Origin of the sequence: Halorubellus sp. JP-L1, from assembly GCF_011440375.1 — an archaeon.
GTDB lineage: Archaea > Halobacteriota > Halobacteria > Halobacteriales > Natrialbaceae > Halorubellus.
The window spans coordinates 325890-342880 of the sequence record NZ_JAAOIR010000003.1 but is presented as its reverse complement, the minus strand read 5'-3'; the positions used below and the strand labels follow the sequence as shown (position 1 = coordinate 342880).

The 16991-nt window shown below is 59.1% G+C and carries 16 protein-coding genes and 1 pseudogene; 10 read left to right on the top strand and 7 right to left on the bottom strand.

Features of this window, described 5'->3' with window-relative positions; genetic code table 11:
* Nucleotides 1-99 precede the first annotated feature (99 nt).
* The 6 genes and pseudogenes from G9C85_RS15320 to G9C85_RS19290 all read right to left on the bottom strand — a co-directional run bounded on the left by G9C85_RS15320 (nucleotide 100) and on the right by G9C85_RS19290 (nucleotide 5757).
* Nucleotides 100-1101 carry a potassium channel family protein gene (locus G9C85_RS15320; protein WP_166041554.1) on the bottom strand — a complete coding sequence of 334 codons (1002 nt, stop codon included), beginning with the start codon at nucleotides 1099-1101 and terminating at the stop codon, nucleotides 100-102.
* 272 nt (nucleotides 1102-1373) lie between these two features.
* Nucleotides 1374-1883: a hypothetical protein gene (locus tag G9C85_RS15315; protein ID WP_166041552.1), complete on the bottom strand. Its 510-nt coding sequence runs from the start codon at nucleotides 1881-1883 to the stop codon at nucleotides 1374-1376.
* Nucleotides 1880-2950 (bottom strand): cell wall-binding repeat-containing protein, encoded by a 1071-nt coding sequence (locus tag G9C85_RS15310; protein WP_166041550.1) that lies wholly within the window; start codon nucleotides 2948-2950, stop codon nucleotides 1880-1882. The genes G9C85_RS15315 and G9C85_RS15310 overlap by 4 nt, the downstream gene beginning before the upstream one ends.
* Before the next feature lie 161 nt (nucleotides 2951-3111).
* Nucleotides 3112-4899 carry a DUF4396 domain-containing protein gene (locus G9C85_RS15305; RefSeq protein WP_166041548.1) on the bottom strand — a complete coding sequence of 596 codons (1788 nt, stop codon included), beginning with the start codon at nucleotides 4897-4899 and terminating at the stop codon, nucleotides 3112-3114.
* A gap of 98 nt (nucleotides 4900-4997) precedes the next feature.
* On the bottom strand, nucleotides 4998-5366 hold the full coding sequence (locus G9C85_RS15300; protein WP_166041546.1) for a hypothetical protein: 369 nt from the start codon (nucleotides 5364-5366) through the stop codon (nucleotides 4998-5000).
* Between the two features lie 42 nt (nucleotides 5367-5408).
* Nucleotides 5409-5757, bottom strand: a pseudogene (locus G9C85_RS19290) (four-helix bundle copper-binding protein).
* Nucleotides 5758-6049: 292 nt separating this feature from the next.
* On the opposite strand from G9C85_RS19290, the gene G9C85_RS15290 reads away from it, so the two are divergent.
* From G9C85_RS15290 to G9C85_RS15280, 3 genes are all read left to right on the top strand, one after another.
* Nucleotides 6050-6352: a hypothetical protein gene (locus G9C85_RS15290; protein ID WP_166041544.1), complete on the top strand. Its 303-nt coding sequence runs from the start codon at nucleotides 6050-6052 to the stop codon at nucleotides 6350-6352.
* Between the two features lie 253 nt (nucleotides 6353-6605).
* Entirely contained in the window at nucleotides 6606-7187 is a 582-nt protein-coding gene (locus G9C85_RS15285; RefSeq protein ID WP_166041664.1) for a flavodoxin domain-containing protein, read from the top strand.
* On the top strand, nucleotides 7184-8050 hold the full coding sequence (locus G9C85_RS15280) for a hypothetical protein (RefSeq protein WP_166041542.1): 867 nt from the start codon (nucleotides 7184-7186) through the stop codon (nucleotides 8048-8050). The genes G9C85_RS15285 and G9C85_RS15280 overlap by 4 nt, the downstream gene beginning before the upstream one ends.
* A gap of 343 nt (nucleotides 8051-8393) precedes the next feature.
* Here G9C85_RS15280 and G9C85_RS15275 read toward each other — a convergent pair whose 3' ends face one another.
* A complete protein-coding gene (locus G9C85_RS15275) occupies nucleotides 8394-8804 on the bottom strand; it encodes a hypothetical protein (protein WP_166041540.1) in 411 nt (136 codons plus the stop codon).
* Nucleotides 8805-8940: 136 nt separating this feature from the next.
* On the opposite strand from G9C85_RS15275, the gene G9C85_RS15270 reads away from it, so the two are divergent.
* From G9C85_RS15270 to G9C85_RS15240, 7 genes are all read left to right on the top strand, one after another.
* The gene (locus G9C85_RS15270; protein WP_166041538.1) at nucleotides 8941-10143 is read left to right on the top strand and encodes a hypothetical protein; all 1203 of its coding nucleotides are present in this window, start codon (nucleotides 8941-8943) and stop codon (nucleotides 10141-10143) included.
* Nucleotides 10144-10330: 187 nt separating this feature from the next.
* Nucleotides 10331-10954, top strand: coding sequence for an IS6 family transposase (locus tag G9C85_RS15265; RefSeq protein WP_166041536.1), 624 nt, complete (start codon nucleotides 10331-10333; stop codon nucleotides 10952-10954).
* Nucleotides 10955-11140: 186 nt separating this feature from the next.
* On the top strand, nucleotides 11141-12745 hold the full coding sequence (locus G9C85_RS15260; RefSeq protein ID WP_240148912.1) for a transposase: 1605 nt from the start codon (nucleotides 11141-11143) through the stop codon (nucleotides 12743-12745).
* Between the two features lie 238 nt (nucleotides 12746-12983).
* Nucleotides 12984-13814, top strand: a complete 831-nt coding sequence (locus tag G9C85_RS15255) for a hypothetical protein (protein WP_166041534.1) — start codon at nucleotides 12984-12986, stop codon at nucleotides 13812-13814.
* Nucleotides 13815-13885: 71 nt separating this feature from the next.
* Nucleotides 13886-14698: a CPBP family intramembrane glutamic endopeptidase gene (locus G9C85_RS15250; protein WP_166041533.1), complete on the top strand. Its 813-nt coding sequence runs from the start codon at nucleotides 13886-13888 to the stop codon at nucleotides 14696-14698.
* 93 nt (nucleotides 14699-14791) lie between these two features.
* Nucleotides 14792-16099 (top strand): multidrug effflux MFS transporter, encoded by a 1308-nt coding sequence (locus G9C85_RS15245; protein ID WP_166041531.1) that lies wholly within the window; start codon nucleotides 14792-14794, stop codon nucleotides 16097-16099.
* Complete coding sequence (locus G9C85_RS15240) at nucleotides 16096-16968, top strand: polymer-forming cytoskeletal protein (RefSeq protein ID WP_166041529.1); 873 nt, start codon at nucleotides 16096-16098, stop codon at nucleotides 16966-16968. Before G9C85_RS15245 ends, G9C85_RS15240 begins: the two co-directional genes overlap by 4 nt.
* Nucleotides 16969-16991 lie beyond the last annotated feature (23 nt).

Below are 16991 nucleotides of genomic sequence, written 5' to 3'. Positions count from 1 at the left end.
TGACTTGACTAGTTTGATTTGGGGGAAGTTGGGTGTGTGGGCGGTTCTGATTCTGTCGAACCGAATCCAATGTGTTGCGACGCGATCGACAATACGTCCTCACTCATCGTCCGGTGAGGGCCATTCTCGTTCGTCGGACTCGACGAGACCGAGTAGTGTTCGCCGCCGCTCCTCCATGTCCGCGAGCGCTGTGATAAACTCCTCATCAGAGACAGTCGGAAGTTCCCGTTCTCGAAGTGTATCGAGGGATGGTGGCGGTGGAGAGCGATCGGCTGGCTCGATGAACGAACTCTGGAGCGTGTTTAGGTAGCCCTCGACGCTCGAACGGGCGTTTCGAAGGATGGTGTTGCTCGGGTGGGAGCGTTCGGATAGCCCGAACTGGAGAAGTGACAATGTTTCGTCGAAGATGGCGACGCTCACCGTCGGTGATTGCCCAGCTTGTTTGCTGTGGAAGTAATGGAGGATCGGGTAGGCCTTGTGATTCGACGTCAGCGCGTTCAGTTGGGTAGTGAAGGTGTTCAGGGGTAACGCAAGCCCCTCGAGTTCCTCACCGTTCCAGCTCGTACATAGAATCCCCGCCCCGTTCGAACCGAGTCCGCTCACGCCACTGGCGAACGACCGTTTCTGCGTCACGGCACTCAGCACGTTGAGAACGTAGGTGACACTGAGCGTAACGAAGAGCATCCCGCTCGCCGTCGTAAGAGTCGTCATGATCTGCCAGAATCCCTCTTGCGGGACGAAATCCCCGTTCCCTAACGTGAAGATCGTGTACCCAGCGAAATACACCCAATCAGACCAGGAGACGGGATCTCGGTTCAGGGTATCGATGATCGAACTCTCTCCGCTGGCGAAAACGAACGTCCACCCACCCCAGAGCAGTCCGATCCACGTCGCCAGGCTACCGACGAGAATCACTGGGCCCGAGAGAGTAAGGACTCGTGAATCGCTCCCCCCCAACCGTCGTAATGTACCCCAGATCCATGCCATCAACAGCGAGGTCAGCGGTCCGGCGCCTCCCTCGACCCAGAGCGTCGTCCAGAGGAGATCGATGACGACACTGGCGAGGAGGAGGACGCCGATTGCGAGAAGTATTAGGTCCATCGCTGTTCACCTGCTGATCGGAACTGATAGCTGCCTCGCTTCCCCCGTCGACTGCCGGGGAGGCGGCCGCTCGGGCGGCTCTGTCTAGATTGCAGCCGGGAATCGGCCAGATGCCAGCCGCTTTCGGGGAGTCGACTTCTAAGAGTCTTACTCATCGGTAGAGCACCACCGTCTCTCGGCGCGAACGAGACGTTGTCTCGATGGCTCTGACCCACTCGAGCGGGAACGGCAACAAAATACCGCCTATCGACATTCTCATTATAGTGGCGGGTTCAGTCAGGCGGTGAACTGGATTCGGTCGCGGCTTTTCGGTGAGGATGCTCGTGGTAGGTTACGGTTCCATCGACTGCTGTCGCACCTCGCTCGCGGAGGAAGTCCTCCGTTTCACCGATGCGATCGTCCGGGACCATGACAGCGACTCTCGGTCGATCGAGCGCTGAAACCGGGCGGGATGCGCCAACCACCCCGCCAAGAAATCCACCGATTGCAGCACCGAGCCCGAACCCGAGGAAGACGAGCATGTACTGGCCAGCGGTCATGATTGGGCTGATACGAGGAATCCAGAATACGTTCTGGTCCAGCATGAATAGCAGCACGGCGCCGACGAGCCCACCGAGGAGGCCCCCCCAGAGGAGTCCCCGGCCTTCTGGCATCGTCGTCGCTGGATCGAAGAATGGATTGTCGATCTCTGGTTCCTCGGGCTCTAGGCCCGCTTCACGAAGGGCTTGCTTGGCCGCTGTCGCGTCCTCGGTGTCGTCGAATGTGGCGACGATCCGTCTCATTGGTCTCCCTGTGGCTCCTGGAGCATCGCGTGGAGCTGCGCCTGAACTCGTTGACTGATCTGGTCCGTCTCTCCAACGATCCACCCGTGATTGTACTTCCGGTCGTAGGGTGCAGCGTCGTATGGGCGGATGAGGTTCGTGAGGTAGTTCTCGACGGCGTCCGGGACCGTCTCTCGTTCGACGTGGAGCATCGGTCCGTGTTTCCCGCGATGGCTTTCGACGCAGGCCGGGAGTGCAATCTGCCAGTTCTCCGGATTCACGAAAATGAAGTTGTGGCCGCTCTCGGCGATTCCCCAGCCGATGTTCCGGGGCCACTCGCCGAAGATCCAGCCTTGATTCCGGCCGACGTCCTTGTATCCCGCGAACCCGACGCTCAGCTCGTACGGATCGGACCCCCTCGGGATTCGCTGCACGTGGCCGAACCGTCCGAGGTTGCGGGCCGCTCGTTCGCTAATCTTGCTTTCGTCACCCAGCAGATACATGTACGCTTCGTCGAAGCGCGCTTCGAGCTGTTCCTGGGTCGTCTCGGGGATGCGATCCCCGTCGATGTAGAGGAAGCCATCGCCACCGTGAGCGTTCCAGGACTGTGCCGGGATAGCTATCTGGGGGTCGTCGACGTCGGCGATGAACGTGGTGTCCCGGTGGTTCGCGTGAATCGTACTGAGGTACTGATCGGCGTTGGCCGCAACTTCGACCGGTGTCTCTCCCCGAATGCGACTGGTCTTCAGGCCCATCGCTTCGACCGTCTGCTGGACGTCGCTGCTAACGTAACGCTCTCCGCCGACGATGTACGCCTGGACGTCCCCGTCGACGTGAACGCCTTCCGGATGGAGGCGTTCGATTTCCTCACGCGTCGCGTCCGGCAAGGAGTCCTGCGCCGTCAGTAGGACCGCTCCGTCGATCGGATGATGGATGAACGTCACGCCGGGGAGTGCTGCAGCGAGCTCGCTATCGTTGAGGAGTATCACGGCACCCGGCCGGGTGTGGTCGTTGATGGCGGGATAGACGTTCTGCGTGAACGCCGTCGCCGTCTCGTAGTCGGTGCTTCCGGCGAGACGGGTCGTCATGCTCGTGACGGTCGCCTCGTCGAAGTCGGCCGACGCTGGTCCGCCCTGGGTAGGCCGACTGGCGGACCGGACTTCTCGATACGTGAGTGCGGCCCCTCCAAGGGTCGCTCCGACCGGTAGCGCGGCGAGATCGCGCAGGAGCTTCCGGCGACTGCGGTCGCTCACAGCGCACCACCCGGTTTGAGGTTCTTCCGAACGAGTATTCCGTTGACCGGCCAGGCGACGAGGAACCCGACCAGGGTGGCGAACACCATCACGCCGAACCAGAGGATGTTGTCGTCTCCAGGCATCATTGGCAGGTTGAGCATCATGATCCCCCACATTCCACCCATCATCCCGACCGAGACGCTCGTCATGCTCACCGCGACTATCTTTGCGCCTTTCTTCGCTGCCGAGCCGGTGTCGAGGCCTTGGGAGTCCCGTAACATCGGTATATGGAAGACGAGCCACGAGACGAGGAACGCGATGACGTACACGAGGACGATGAGGATCGTCATCGCGTTCCCGAGCCAGAACAGCGGCCCGTCGAAGACGAGCATCGGTATCCCGAGGTAATTGAGGAGGAACCCCGTCGCGATCATCGTGCTCCCGGCAAAGCCAACGCCCATTGCAGTTGCCGTGGCTGCTCGAAGCCAGTACGGGCGGAGGACGCGTGGCCCCCGATCGGTCGTCACGATCTGTCGCCCTCTATAGGAGACCCAGTAGAGGGCCAGCCCGAACGGGCCAAGGATGAGGGTGAGAAGCGGCCATACCATCGTCGTCCAGTCATTCATTTCTGGCAGCCGGTGACGGGCGTGCGCGAACACGAACGATGCTCCGAGGAGGCTAAACGCTGCCCAGACGGCTGCGAGCGACTCGAGTGGGCTGAGGCCAGCGCCCTGATGGCGGTATTGCGTAATCTCGACTGCGTAGTCGAGTCGGCCCTGAGTTACCCAGGACACCTGATCCGTCGACCCTATTGCGAATAGGTGGTTGAACGGTCCCTCTGCGGGCGTCGAGAACCATGCTGGTTGAGACTGCCACGCGTAGTTTTCGGTCACTGCTGGCAGGCTCCCGTCGTCGTTGACGAGGAGGATCGGGCCGGCTTTCCCCCACTGTAGGTTCGTCGATGAAACTGCGTGCTGGGGCTCGCTGGGATTGACGAGCATGAAGTTGTAGTAGCCGACTTTGTCGCGTTCGTGGATGCCCCAGCCGAAGTCTCGGGACTCGTCACGGAACGCTGCGACCTCGACGGCGTGATCCTGTGGTGTGTCTCCCGAAACGCGGGTCCACTCGACGTCCAGTTCGGAGAGTGCATCGTCACTCACGAGGTCAGGCGGTGCGAGGACGTAGGCGTGTGAGGCGTTCAGCTCCTCGATTGCCGCTCGAGTCGCATCTGGAATCTCGTCTTCGTTCGCGTACAGAATCGGATCACCGGAGTAAGCGCTCCAGGCGGCAGCGGGGAGTGCCCACTGTGACTCCGTGGCATTGACGATGATGACGTTGTTCGGACTGACATCGTCGGATCCGTTTTCACGGGTGGCGATCGCTGCGGCCGTTTCGGCTGGACTCCCACTCGAGACGGTCACCGTCGTGACGTCGGGCGGGTTCGTCTCATTGTCGCTATCGGGTGGCGTGGCGTTCCCGAAGAGGAGGAGAGCCTCTTCGCTCGCCCGCAGGCGCGATGCCGCTATCGCTGCCTGCCAGTCGTTCTCGGGAAGACGGACCACAGTCGAGTAGTTGAGTCCGGAGTCAGGTGGCCGTGCGGCCCGTGCAGTGAGTTCACTCTGGCGCTGTGGGTCGTCAACGGGGACTCTGCTCACGTCCTTGGTCTGCATCGTGGTGTACGATTCGCTCGGCGTCTGTCCGTAGTCGAACACTGTCAGTCCGACGACGAAGATCGGCTGTGTAGCGACGAGAATCGCCACGATGGCAGCGACGCCAATCGCTACTGTTTTCCAGATGTCCATCGTCCGAACTCACCGTGTCCTGGTTGCTATCGTCGCCAGCGGGGGCGACCATTGTCTGAACGGTCTCTTCGCTGTCGGTCGTCGATGTGGGTTCAGTTTCATTGCTGGATACGAGCGCCCGGTTGTTCTTCAGTCGAAGCGACGTACGCGTTATAACCTCCAAACGCTGCAACGAGCACGCCGACGGCCACGTCGTTCCAAAGGCGACCTCCGGTGACGCCAGTGAGAAACGGGGCAAATAGAAGCCACCCGCCGAGCAACACGAGCATCCCGGAAATGACCTTGCTGGGTCCGCCTCGTGCTCGCTCACGCGAGTAATTGTACCCCGCCAAGGTGGTGACCGTTCCGCCGACGACGACGTCGTTCCACCTATCGAGTGATGGCGAACCCACGAGAAATGGGAACGCCATGATCCATATTCCGAGGGCCCCCGTTAGGAGCGTAATCGATTCCGTTGGTGTATCCATGGGAACGGGTCCGACGAATGGCGTCTGGTCGGGACGCTACGTTTACGAGGCCATCTCGCGGCAGGATTCCGCGCAGTCACGCAGGACGTCTGCACAGACCTGACAGTGATCTGCGTCGTGACGTTCACATTCCTCCGCGCACTCCTCACAGGCCCCGGCACAGGCCTGCGCAAGCTGCGGACTGTAGTTCGAGTCACGCGCCATGAAGCGTGCGTGTAAGGTCGTGAGGTCGGCGACGTCTCGGCAGAGGCAGGCACACGCTTCCATCCTCCCCGTCGCCGAGACATTCGTCGGCACACCACTCGCATGCTTGTGCCGCTGCGAGACAGTTGTCGATACACTCTGCTGTTTGTTCGTTCTCGCCGACGTGGTCGATCTGGCTCAGCGCCATCGTACCAACCCGTCCAACGCGACCACACTTTGTTATCAACACCCCGATCTCCCCCCCAGGACTAGTGAGATCACCTATCGATCCGTTACTCGGGTCCGCACAATAGGTGAGACGAAGATAATATCGCGTTTCTCATGCCCTGCTACCACCGGCGTCTGGAAGAACGAGTCACAGCTCCGATGCACCCGGTGATACCGTGTGAGTCCACGCGTTGGGCCGTCTCGGGGATACAGAACCGGGACCATATGATCTCTGTGACGGGACTAAAGGAGCCTGGGACCGTAGTCCGAATATGGTCGATTCCACGGTTCACACACTCAGCGCGATTTTCGCGATCATGAGTGGAACGGGAGCCGGACTCCTGGCCCTCTTTTTCTGGCGCGTTCTCCGTGAATCTCCGTTCGGTACGGTTATCGCGCTCCTCTCGGTCACGATGACGGCAACGATACTCTATCACGTCTTCCTGTTCGTCGTCGAGCCCGATACAATCCTCTTTAACACGCTTCGAAGCGCCCTCTACACTATCGTCGCGATCTTCCTCTGGTTAGTCATCGCGACGCATCAGCAAATCAAGAATAGCGCGGTAGAAGGGTGAGTCGCTGTGCTCGAGAACTCCGCGTTCACCTATTATAACCTCGCAGCAGGGCTTCTAACCGGCTTCGGAATCTTCTATTTCCTCTTCTTCAAGCCAACGGTCGTCGAGTACCATCGGTTCCTCTTGCTCACGGTTGCTGGACTGATGCTGTTCTCAAATTTGCGACAGAGACTTCGTACTGATAGCGCGGAGCCATCTCTCGTCTGAATTTATCTGCTGGCGGAGCGAACGGGTCGATAGAGGTGTGAAAGAAATGAGTTCAGTCTTGGTCCTGTACGGGACGGGTGAAGGCCAAACACAGAAGATCGCAGAGCGGATCGCGGCCACGATCGGCGAGCGAGGTCACGAGACGAACGCACTCAACGTGGCGGACCGACCGGATGCATCCACCCTGGACGAATACGATGCCGTCATCGTGGGTGCGTCGATCCACGTCGGCAAACACCAGGACGAGGTTCGAAACTTCGTTGCCGCCAATCGAGACGCGCTGGCTGAGATGCCGAACGCCTTCTTCCAGGTTTCGCTCTCCTCAGCGGACGAGGAGAAACGCGAAGAGGCTGCGGGATACGTCGAGTCGTTCGTCACGGAAACGGGATGGCATCCGGATCGAATCGGCCAGTTCGGCGGCGCTCTTCGGTTCTCCGAGTACGGGTTCCTCAAACGACTCATGATGAAGCGGATCGCGAAGGACCTCCTCACTGAGGGAGGGGAACCGAACGGTGACGTCGAGTTCACCGACTGGGACGCTGTCGACGCCTTCGCAGCGGATGTCGCCGCATTCGTCGAAGGCCGACTCGGCGTCGCCCCGGACACCACCGAATATTCGGGGGCATGACGGCCTCGCAGTCCTCCCGAGGCCTCACTCGACCCTATCTCGTTGCGTCGACGCTCACCCTCCTGCTCGCGGTTCTGGCGACCGGCGTCGGGCTGTTCGTCCCGGGGTTCTACCGGGACGCCGAGGTCCTCCTGCCCCAGTTGTACGGGCAGGACCTGTTGACGCTCGTCGTCGCCGTCCCCGCACTCGCGGGCGCCGTTTATTCCGCGCGCCGTGGGTCACTCCGTGGGTACGTCGTCTGGCTTGGCATCACCGGTTACCTCCTGTACACGTACGCGTCGTATGCGTTCCTGACGGCATTCAACGAACTCTATCTCGTCTACGTCGCACTGTTCGGACTGACGCTGTTCACGCTCGTCGGCGGGGTCGCCCGCATCGAGCCAACGGACTTGAAAGCGGCACTGGACGATCACCCGGTTCGCGGCTACGTCGCGTTCCAGGTTCTCGTCGCCGGGCTCCTGGCGCTGCTGTGGCTCGCCGAGGTCGGCCCGGCGAGCCTCGCCGGAACCAGACCCCCGAGCATCGCCGAGACGACGCTTCCGGTCCCCGTCATCCAGTCGCTGGACCTCGGCGTCGTCGTTCCATCGTTCGTCCTCTCGGCGGCGTTCCTCTGGAAGCAGCGAGCGTGGGGGTACGTCTTCACCGGCGTCCTCCTCGTGAAAGGCACCACCCTCGGTCTCGCGGTCCTCGCCATGATCGTGTTCATGCTCCAGAACGGCCAGCCCGTCCCCCTCCCCCAGATCGTGCTGTTCGCTCTCCTGAGTCTCACTGGCCTCGCTCTCGTGACTCGGTTCGTCCGAGCCATCCCCTCCAGCGCCGCTGCGACGCAATCGCCAGCCGAAACCGAACCACGAGCGGACTGAACGAGGCGTACCGTGACCGTCCACATCCCAAACGGATGCGAGGACGACCCTCTCGCGTTTGAACCTCGGTTGAAGACTGTCGGTACCGCCTCGCCACGAGACTGACGGTCAAACCTGTCGAGATTTCGTGGCCTTCAGAGCGCTGTCGGACGCCATCTCACAACCTCGGAGGATAATTTTGATGCGTGCCTTCGTTTCGGTTGAATTGGGTCTGAACTGGCTGACCAGTACGTCTGCAAATCTAGCATTTGTTCCAACGAATTCGTTTTGGGTAGCAGATATGACCGATTTAGCATTCTCCTGTTTCGATGAATCGTAGAAATAACTAGCATGAGTCGATTGCTTATGATAGTCGTTTAACAACTATCACGCCACTGTAGGTAGCGGCACCAACCAATATACCAATCAGAATCGACACCCCTAATGAGAGTATACTGCTGGTTCCCTCGATCGGCATACCATAAACAATCAACGCTGTAGAAGCTCCGAGGATTGGCCCACTTGAAATAATACAGCAGGAGATTAGCGAATATTGTTTGTAAGCTGCAATAGCTGCGGGAATTATCATAAGTAATGGTAATACGATAATGTAGGAGCCAACGCCAATACCACCTCCTAAGGAATCAAAGAATTTTGATATACGCGGAGACTGAGCCAAGAAAATAAATAGTCCTAGAAGCGCCGAAGTCAATAATGGCTTTAGTTCGATTATTGATCCGATAGAAGCGGATAGGTTTCCTGAATTACTACCCATATCTCAGCCTACAGTCCGGTGTTATAAATATCTAAGGGTGGTGTAGCCCAGTTATGAAAATTATGTGTCTATTACTCCAGAAGCAATTTCCAACGGCTACATTTATGTATCTTACCTATTACTATCGGAATGCAGTATGGTAAGTAGTAACTCCGACTCTGAACAAACGAAGCGTAAAACAGCGTTTGAATCAAAAAGAACACGTCGTGAATCTCTCAAGCAACTTAGTGCAGTTAGTCCGGTCATGGTTGCAGGCTCAGAGAAAACCATCACTGATAAAATAAATAGTCTATTCAACCGGCGTACTCGAATTGTAACGGGACGGACTGGTCCAAAAGGCGACCCCGTGGCTACTCGCAAGGTAGCCAAGAAGTGGCTTCAGCACCAGAGAGCAGTAAGGGAGGTTACGGATTCTCTCCGACAAAAACTGGAATCAAACCCGCCGGTTGGTTCAGTATCCTATGATGCCACGACCAATATGATTAATGGGTGTTATACAGCAGCTCCTACGATCTCTTTGGTTCCATCGGCAAGTCCCGACGCCATGGCTTTAATGCCAAAAACCGTTGAAGAGGCCATTGGACGTTCTGATTCACGACTCCTTCATGAGGAAATTCAGATACGGAAGATGAACGGTCAATTCAGAAATACAGATGTTGATTGTTATAGAGGTGTCACATCTAGTCCATTTAAAGGTGGTTTGCAAATAAAAGATAACGACTCTACTTCCGTTGGAACAGCAGGTTTCCCTGTATACGATGGCGATTTCAACCACTATATGTATACAGCAAATCATGTCATCCGAGACGACTGTGAGGTCCCCACTGGAGACTTAGTTACTGATGCGGATAGTGATGCCTTAGGATTTGTAGATAACGGACATAAGACCCACGATTGGATTGTAATCGGGGACCGTTATGCAGATTATTCGAATTATATCAAATATGATGAGGGTGAACAATCAATAGATGGCTATGCATCTCAAAATGGGATGGATTCAATACAAGGCACTCGAGGAACTTGTAAGATGCAAGGGATAACCTCCGGATATCAGGATTGTTACGTTAAGGGCGGAGGAGCGTCATATGCATGGCCAGGTTCCTGTGTAAAGATGTTCGGAAGTGCAACGAAAATGGGTGTTCCAGACAGTGAGCGGGATGGTGACTCAGGGGGGCCCATCTGGTGGGAAGATGGTTCAGACAATTTGGTTGTTGGAAACATCACCGGGACAGAGACTAAAGACTTCACCTTTAGCTCGTGTGGTGGTGGGGAAGGAGGCAGTCCGATGTATACGTATCCATTCTGGCGGGTAGCGAACAACACCAGTTACTGGATTTAACTGTAGTCAAAAGAGAAAAAGTATTTCTAATTATTCCATCTCCCTGCGGAGGCTGATAATTTCTTCTCAGTTGCGCTAAGAGCGAGACTCTGCACCGTAAGATATCACTGGATTGCGCCTTAGCAGATAAGGGCACTGTCTAGTTGAGCGAGTTTGAGAAGCGAGGGGGTCGTAGTGAGTGGTTTCCATGACACTCGGAGACCTCCTCAGAGAACGCTTCGATATCGAGAATCAAGACGTTTGGGAGAACGAGCGCACGCCGACACCCGTGCGCTGTTTCGGGGTTCGACTTCACCCGATGGGGCTGTCGTACCGTGAAGTCGAGGCTGTCTTGGGCTGGTTGGGTGTCGAGCGCTGTCATCAGGCCGTTTGGAATTGGAAAGAGACGCTCGCCGACGCACAAAGCGACCCGCCGACGGCGGCGCCGTCGCGGGTCGCCGTCGACGAGAAACAGATCGAGGTTGACGGCAACGAGAAGTGGCTGTACGCCGCCATCGACACGGAGTCGAAGCTGCTGCTGGAGGTCGATGTATTCAGCCGCCGCGGGACTGATCCCGCGGCGGCGTTCCTCCATCGCCTCACCGAGAAACACGACGTCGCCGACACTGAGTTTCTGGTGGATGCTGGCTGCTATCTGACTGTCCTTGCTCGGCGTGAGTTGAGCGGTCAGCTCAACTACAGTGAGCGGAACCACATCGAAAAGTGGTTCCAGACCGTGGCGATGCGGATCGACCGCTTTCACTCGTTCTGGCGGGGCAGTCAATCGAGCGCAAGACGGTGGCTGCGACGGTTCAGACACTACTACAACTGATATCGACCGAATCAAGCATTAGATGGCCGGACGCCTGCCGATGAGGTGCTGAACTAGTCAGTATCCAGATAAGACTCCGTCAGTTCGACTGATACGCAGGCTGTATTGACCAATCCGGCAGTGATTGCGGTCGCTGTTGGAACGCGAAACACGTGGCTTGTCTGACTGGCTTGTTGGTTGGCGATTATGGCTTGTCAGGAACGGCTGTTGACCGACGCGTATCTCGTTGGGGTAAAGTTCAGAGCTGCATTCGAAAGCGACCAATCCCTTTGCACCGCACTTCGACAGCTGGCGGGGCCGTTCGATTTGCTCGATGACAGCTATCCCAAATGGCATCCGGCACCCCACTCCTTCGAGGGGATGGTGCGCTTGTTTCTCTACCGGGAACTCACGGGCGAAAGCTATCGCAGCTTAACCAAGTATCCTGAACTTGCAAGTGTGTTCGGTCTCGATAAGATTCCTGATGAATCGGTGCTCTCGCGGACCTGGCGAAACCGCTTCGATGACGCCACCAGGACGTTCGTCACCACAGCCGCACACTACGTCGTCAAAGAGATTCACGACCGCGACATCGACGTCCCCGAAACCCGGCCGAAAGCGGAGGTTGTAACCCAAGACCGAGACCCGAGTACGTTCCCGGACGATTCCGACGAGGACAAAGCACTCGAATTCACTGATGAGCAGATTCAGCGGACGACCCGACTGGCTCGTGACCACGGCTTCGAGGGGTTCGATTCCGGTCGTGCCGAGAACGCAACCTACGAGGACACCCAATTCTTCGAATTGCAGACGTTCATGGGCATGGTTAGCTGTGGGACACCCCAAGGTGCCAACCGCTTCCAGTACCGACACGGCCCGGACAGTGGACCACATGGGGACACGCATCTCAGAGCAGTCAAGCAGTTCGAGCCGGAAGCGCTGATGGATGGCTTCGATGCGGCGACGGAACGACTCCTCTCGGTCATTGAGTCTGAAGCATCGTTCCGTCGACCGGTCACCGCTGCAATCGACATAACGACGATTCCGTACTACGGTGACGTTGAGGGAATGCCGATGGTCAGCGGCACGAAAGACCACAAGAGTCGGGCATTCAAATTTGCGACGCTATCGATCATCGGACAGAACATCCCGCTTGTACTCGGTGTTGAACCGATTCGTGAAAGCTCGAGCTGGGACAGAAACCCGCCGAACAAGATTCATCGTGTCGTCCGACGCCTGGTGACGCGAGCCCAGGAACACGTCCCCATCGAAACCGTGCTGTGCGACAGTGAATTTGACTCACAGCGCGTGTTTCAGACACTCTCGAACCTCGGCGTGAACTACCTGATTCCGAAGCGAATCAACAACCCCGAGCAAGAAGTAATTGAGCAGATGAACGACGACGAACAGGAGGTTGCCGTGGAAACAGCGTCCGTCCACGTCGAAGCTGGCAGCCACCAAATGCGGTTCCTGTACGTGCCCTCAACGAAAGGCGATGGCACAGCTGTCTTCGCGACGAACCTCAGGGTCGGACCAGACGAGGCAGAGACGGTCTGTCGCCGATACAGTCGCCGCTGGCAGATCGAGAACGAGTACAAATCGATCAAGCACGACTTCCTCGCGAAGACCTCCTCGAAGGACTACCGGGTCCGGCTGTTCTACTTCATCTTCGCCGTGTTGCTGTACAATATCTGGCGGCTGACCGACTTCCTGCTGAAAGCAGATGTTGATGGCCAAATGGACTATGCGCCCGTGTTGACTGCAGGCGAATGTGTCGAAATCGTCGTCTCAGCACTGATTCCGCCTGACTAACCGAGTGAATACTGCTGGGGCCGCTCTCCCGGAGTGGCAATACTGATGAGCACCGCTAAAAATCAGCTACTATCTCACACTCCCTCGATATCTGCAGCCACAAGAACTCAACCCGATGGTGAAACACCGAATAGAATCACAGCCGGGCAAGGATTTTAGCAGAAACTATGCTATCCTCCGAGGCTCTGGCCATCTAGCACCACGATAGTTCTATCGTTGACGTGGACGTCTTCTCTGCATGGTTTCGAAGAAGCAACTTCTCGTTCTCGGACTCGCTCTCCTCGTCGTACTCGTGCCGGTCGCCGCCGTCGGCTTTCTCTTCTTCCCGCCGGACTTCGCGTACTCTCACACGTCGACGTACTCCTACACGACGTCTATCAGTACGAATACGACGATCGAGAACGCCACGTTTCATCTCCCGTTTCCGGCCGGCGGGGACGTGGAGGCTGACGCCGCATCGAACCTGTGGATCTACGACGACGAGGGCACGGAGCTAACGAATTGGGATGCGGCCATCGTCCAGACCGCTCACGGGTCGATGCTCCGTCTCGACGTCGATCGGCTCGTCGGCGAGGACCGATACGTCCTCTGGACGTACGCACCGAATGGGTCGGTAATCGACCGGGAACAGATTGGGCCGGACGAGATTCCCGCAAACATGACGAACAAAGAGCTCTCCCCCGACCCGACCAGATACTCGATCGCGTGGCAACAGTCGGTCGACCACGACATCGAAACGCGATCTCCGATCGGGAACGCGTCGTTCCTCGCCCCGCTCGCCAACGCGTCTGCGACCGATTGCGAGTATGCGTGGGACGATTCGGACGCGTGCTGGGAGTTCACGACCGTCGCCGCAGCCACGTACGGCACGCCGACCGAAGCGATCGTTACCATCGACGCGATTCGGTTCGAAGCCTGGAACGAGTGGGGGTTCTGGCTCTCGAACAGCTTCAACACGTTCGAGGCGGGCACCACCCCTGCGATCTACGCAGCCGGCCGTCAGGGATGGACACAGCTCGATGGCCATCTCCACGCCGGAATGGGACGATACGACGGTCCTTCCCGGTGAGAATTCGACGCCGACGACTGGAGCGACGACAGTGACACCACTTTTATCGTTGCACTGAGATTCGGCATCGTATGTCTCTAACCGAGTATGCCTCCTCGTCGTTCGCAAAGCGGTTCGGCGTGACGCTGCTAGCCGGGACACCCGGAATCGTCGCACTGAGTGGGTACATCTATCTCACGACGCCGCCGACGGCCGTCCCGGCTGGACTCTCGCTTCCGCTCCTCGCCGTGTCTGCCGGGGTCAACTCACTGCTCTTGCTCGCCGTCGCGTGTGTGATCGGTACGTATACCGCGCCGCGAGTAGCGCTGCCATCGTACCTGCTGGACTGGGCGAGGACGGGCGACGACGTCTGGGAACGCCTCCGGCCCGAAGTTGGATTTGCCGTCGGCCTCGGCGTCGTCGGCGGCCTCCTGATTCTGCTTCTCGATGTCGCGCTGGCGCCGTTCGTCGCGCAGGACTTGCCCCAGTCCGCAATTGGGGCGACCGACGCGACGATGGCGACCGTCCTCGCGTACGTCCCGGTTCGATTCCTCTACGGAGGCATCACGGAGGAGCTACTGCTCCGATACGGGCTCCTGTCGGGGCTCGCGTTCGTCGGCTGGGTGCTCACCGGTCGGCAGTCGGACGGCCCCGGAACGGGAGTCATGTGGGTCGCGATCGTGATCGCTGCAGTGCTGTTCGGGATCGGCCATCTCCCGGCGCTCGCTCAGGCCGTCGACCTCACTCCGGCACTCGTCGCCCGGACGATTCTCCTGAACGCGATCGCAGGCGTCCTCTTCGGGTGGTTGTACTGGCAGCGAAGTCTCGAAGCGGCGATGGTAGCCCACGCCGCGTTCCACGTCCCCCTGGTAGTGCTCTCGCTCGTCCAGGTCGCGATGCTCTGACCGCGACGGCTCTCGTAGCCCCTCGACGAATCACCGTGGCGCCAATTTATGTGGGACGCATTCGCATGACGTAGCAAGAACGTCGGAATGGGGATGGAGCTTGGAGCACACGTCCGAAACCGACGGTGGACGACGGTATCAGGGTACGGCCTGTTCGTCGCGCTGATGGTCGCGGGCTACTACTACAATATCACCTTCGTCCAATTGGGACTCATCGACCTCGGGACGCGCCTCGTCGGTCTGACCGAGACAGCCGTCTCGATGTGGATGGCGGCACTCGCGCTCTGCACACTGGTCGTCGCTGTCACGACCGGTGTGACGATGGACCGCCGCGGGTGGAGCACAGGCCTCCGCACGAAGCTCCGACTCCTGTTCGGCGTCGTCTGCGTGCAGTTCGCGCTCACGCTCGTCGCCCCGATGATCCGGACCGTTCCCGGATTCGGCGGATGGATCGTCCTCGCGTCGATCGGGCTCGGTGTCGGATTTCCGGTCTCGTTCTCGCTCGCGATCGATCTCGTCCCGGTGCCGGACCGGGGGTACGTCGCCGCGGCGATCACGGCCATCGCGTACTTCCTGGCGAACGCGATCCCGCTCTCCTGGTCCGTCGACGTCTTCAGTCAACTGATGGTCGCCGCGATGGCGCCGGGCATCGTCGTACTGGGCGTCCTGTCTTTCGTTCGCGTCGGTCGTCTCGAGTCGATCCTCGACGCCCTCGGGACACAACACGAGACCTACGGGACTGGGCGGTTCTGTCACGGTGAGCCGGTTCGCGCGCGAAGTCTCGCGTTCACCGTCCCGGTCGTCCTGATGTTCGGCGTCTTCTTCATCGACAGCCTCGGGTTCCTTCGGATCATCGACACGCCGTCGCTCTTGCTGAGTTCCTGGCAGTCACCCGACCTCTCGACGCGCCTGTTCATCGCCGTCGCACACGTCGTCGGTGCAGTGATGGCCGGCGTCATCTACGCGAACTACTCGCTCTCGCGTATCTTCCTCTGGACGTTCGCACTGTTCGCCCTGACGCACGTCATGTACACGTCCGATCTCCGATTCGCTGCGGTGTTTCCCGCGATAGCGGGCGACGGAACCTCGCCCCTGAATCCCGCTCTGTACGCGATCGCCGTGAGCTTCTACACGACGCTGAACTTCGCGCTCTGGCCCGACCTCTCGACCCCGGAGACGATCGGCACCCACTCCGCGATCGGGATCGGCGTCGCCGGTTGGCTCGCCACGTTCTCGAGCACCGCGCTGGCGCTGTACTTCCAGGCGGTCGAGCTCACGCTCCTCTCGCACCTCAACGTCGTGCAGGCACTCTCCCTCCTCCTCCTGTTCGGGCTTGTGGTCGGCCTGTACGCTAAACGGATGGTCGAGCTCGCCAGCGAGAACGGAGGTGCGAGTACGTGAGTCCGACGGAAGCCATCCCGCTGCTCATCGTCGTCCTCCTCATGATCTCCATCGGGGGCGGCGACGTCCAGGAGATGTCCGTGACGTTCCAGGGCGCCAACGACGTCGACTCACTCGCGGACGTCCACGTCGTCGCCGGCGGAACCACCACCGTCCCCGGCGACGCGACCGTCGACGGCGACGTCTACGTGATCGGTGGTACCGCAGCCATCGACGGGACGGTCGACGGCGACGTGACGCTCCTCGACGGGAATCTCTCGGTCGGCGACGGCGCGACCGTGACCGGGACGCTCCAGACGTATTCGGGTAGTGCTGCGGTCAGTTCGGACGCGTCGATAGGGCACGTCTCGCAATTCGAGGCGCCGACGCCGTCGAGCTCGCCCGCACAGCGAATCGGGTCGTTCCTCCTGCAGTTCTTCGTCCTCGGCGCGTTCGGCTGGTGGCTCGTCGAGCGACACCCGCTCGTCATCGAGAACGTCGGCGCGGCCATCACCGAGCACGCGCTCGTCAGCGCCGTCGTCGGCGGCCTCGGCGCAACGACGCTCCTCGTCCTCTTCGTCTACATGGCGTTCACGCTCGTCCTGCTCCCGGTCGCCATCGTCGGGCTGTTCGCCGAGTTCCTGATCATCCTCTACGGTCAAACCGTGTTCGGATACCTCATCGGAAGGCGCCTCCCGATCGAGCGCGACGGCGTCGCGACGATCGCGGGAATCGCTGCGTTCCTGCTCGTTCTCGAACTCCTCGAACTCGTGCCGTACCTCGGCGGAATCGCACAACTCGCCGTCGCAGTCGTCGGGTTCGGCGCCGTCCTGAACACGTACTTCGGCCTCCAGCGATTCGAGCCCATCACCATTCCGGGAGGAACGTAGCCGTGTACGATCGTATGCCGTCG

Coding starts and splice junctions, on each gene's coding strand:
- G9C85_RS15265 (WP_166041536.1), top strand. CDS start 10,331: ATGACACTCGGAGACCTCCTCAGAGAACGCTTCGATATCGAGAATCAA.
- G9C85_RS15285 (WP_166041664.1), top strand. CDS start 6,606: ATGAGTTCAGTCTTGGTCCTGTACGGGACGGGTGAAGGCCAAACACAG.
- G9C85_RS15260 (WP_240148912.1), top strand. CDS start 11,141: ATGGCTTGTCAGGAACGGCTGTTGACCGACGCGTATCTCGTTGGGGTA.
- G9C85_RS15280 (WP_166041542.1), top strand. CDS start 7,184: ATGACGGCCTCGCAGTCCTCCCGAGGCCTCACTCGACCCTATCTCGTT.
- G9C85_RS15250 (WP_166041533.1), top strand. CDS start 13,886: ATGTCTCTAACCGAGTATGCCTCCTCGTCGTTCGCAAAGCGGTTCGGC.
- G9C85_RS15275 (WP_166041540.1), bottom strand. CDS start 8,804: ATGGGTAGTAATTCAGGAAACCTATCCGCTTCTATCGGATCAATAATC.
- G9C85_RS15305 (WP_166041548.1), bottom strand. CDS start 4,899: ATGGACATCTGGAAAACAGTAGCGATTGGCGTCGCTGCCATCGTGGCG.
- G9C85_RS15255 (WP_166041534.1), top strand. CDS start 12,984: ATGGTTTCGAAGAAGCAACTTCTCGTTCTCGGACTCGCTCTCCTCGTC.
- G9C85_RS15310 (WP_166041550.1), bottom strand. CDS start 2,950: ATGACGACCCGTCTCGCCGGAAGCACCGACTACGAGACGGCGACGGCG.
- G9C85_RS15320 (WP_166041554.1), bottom strand. CDS start 1,101: ATGGACCTAATACTTCTCGCAATCGGCGTCCTCCTCCTCGCCAGTGTC.
- G9C85_RS15315 (WP_166041552.1), bottom strand. CDS start 1,883: ATGAGACGGATCGTCGCCACATTCGACGACACCGAGGACGCGACAGCG.
- G9C85_RS15300 (WP_166041546.1), bottom strand. CDS start 5,366: ATGGATACACCAACGGAATCGATTACGCTCCTAACGGGGGCCCTCGGA.
- G9C85_RS15245 (WP_166041531.1), top strand. CDS start 14,792: ATGGAGCTTGGAGCACACGTCCGAAACCGACGGTGGACGACGGTATCA.
- G9C85_RS15290 (WP_166041544.1), top strand. CDS start 6,050: ATGGTCGATTCCACGGTTCACACACTCAGCGCGATTTTCGCGATCATG.
- G9C85_RS15270 (WP_166041538.1), top strand. CDS start 8,941: ATGGTAAGTAGTAACTCCGACTCTGAACAAACGAAGCGTAAAACAGCG.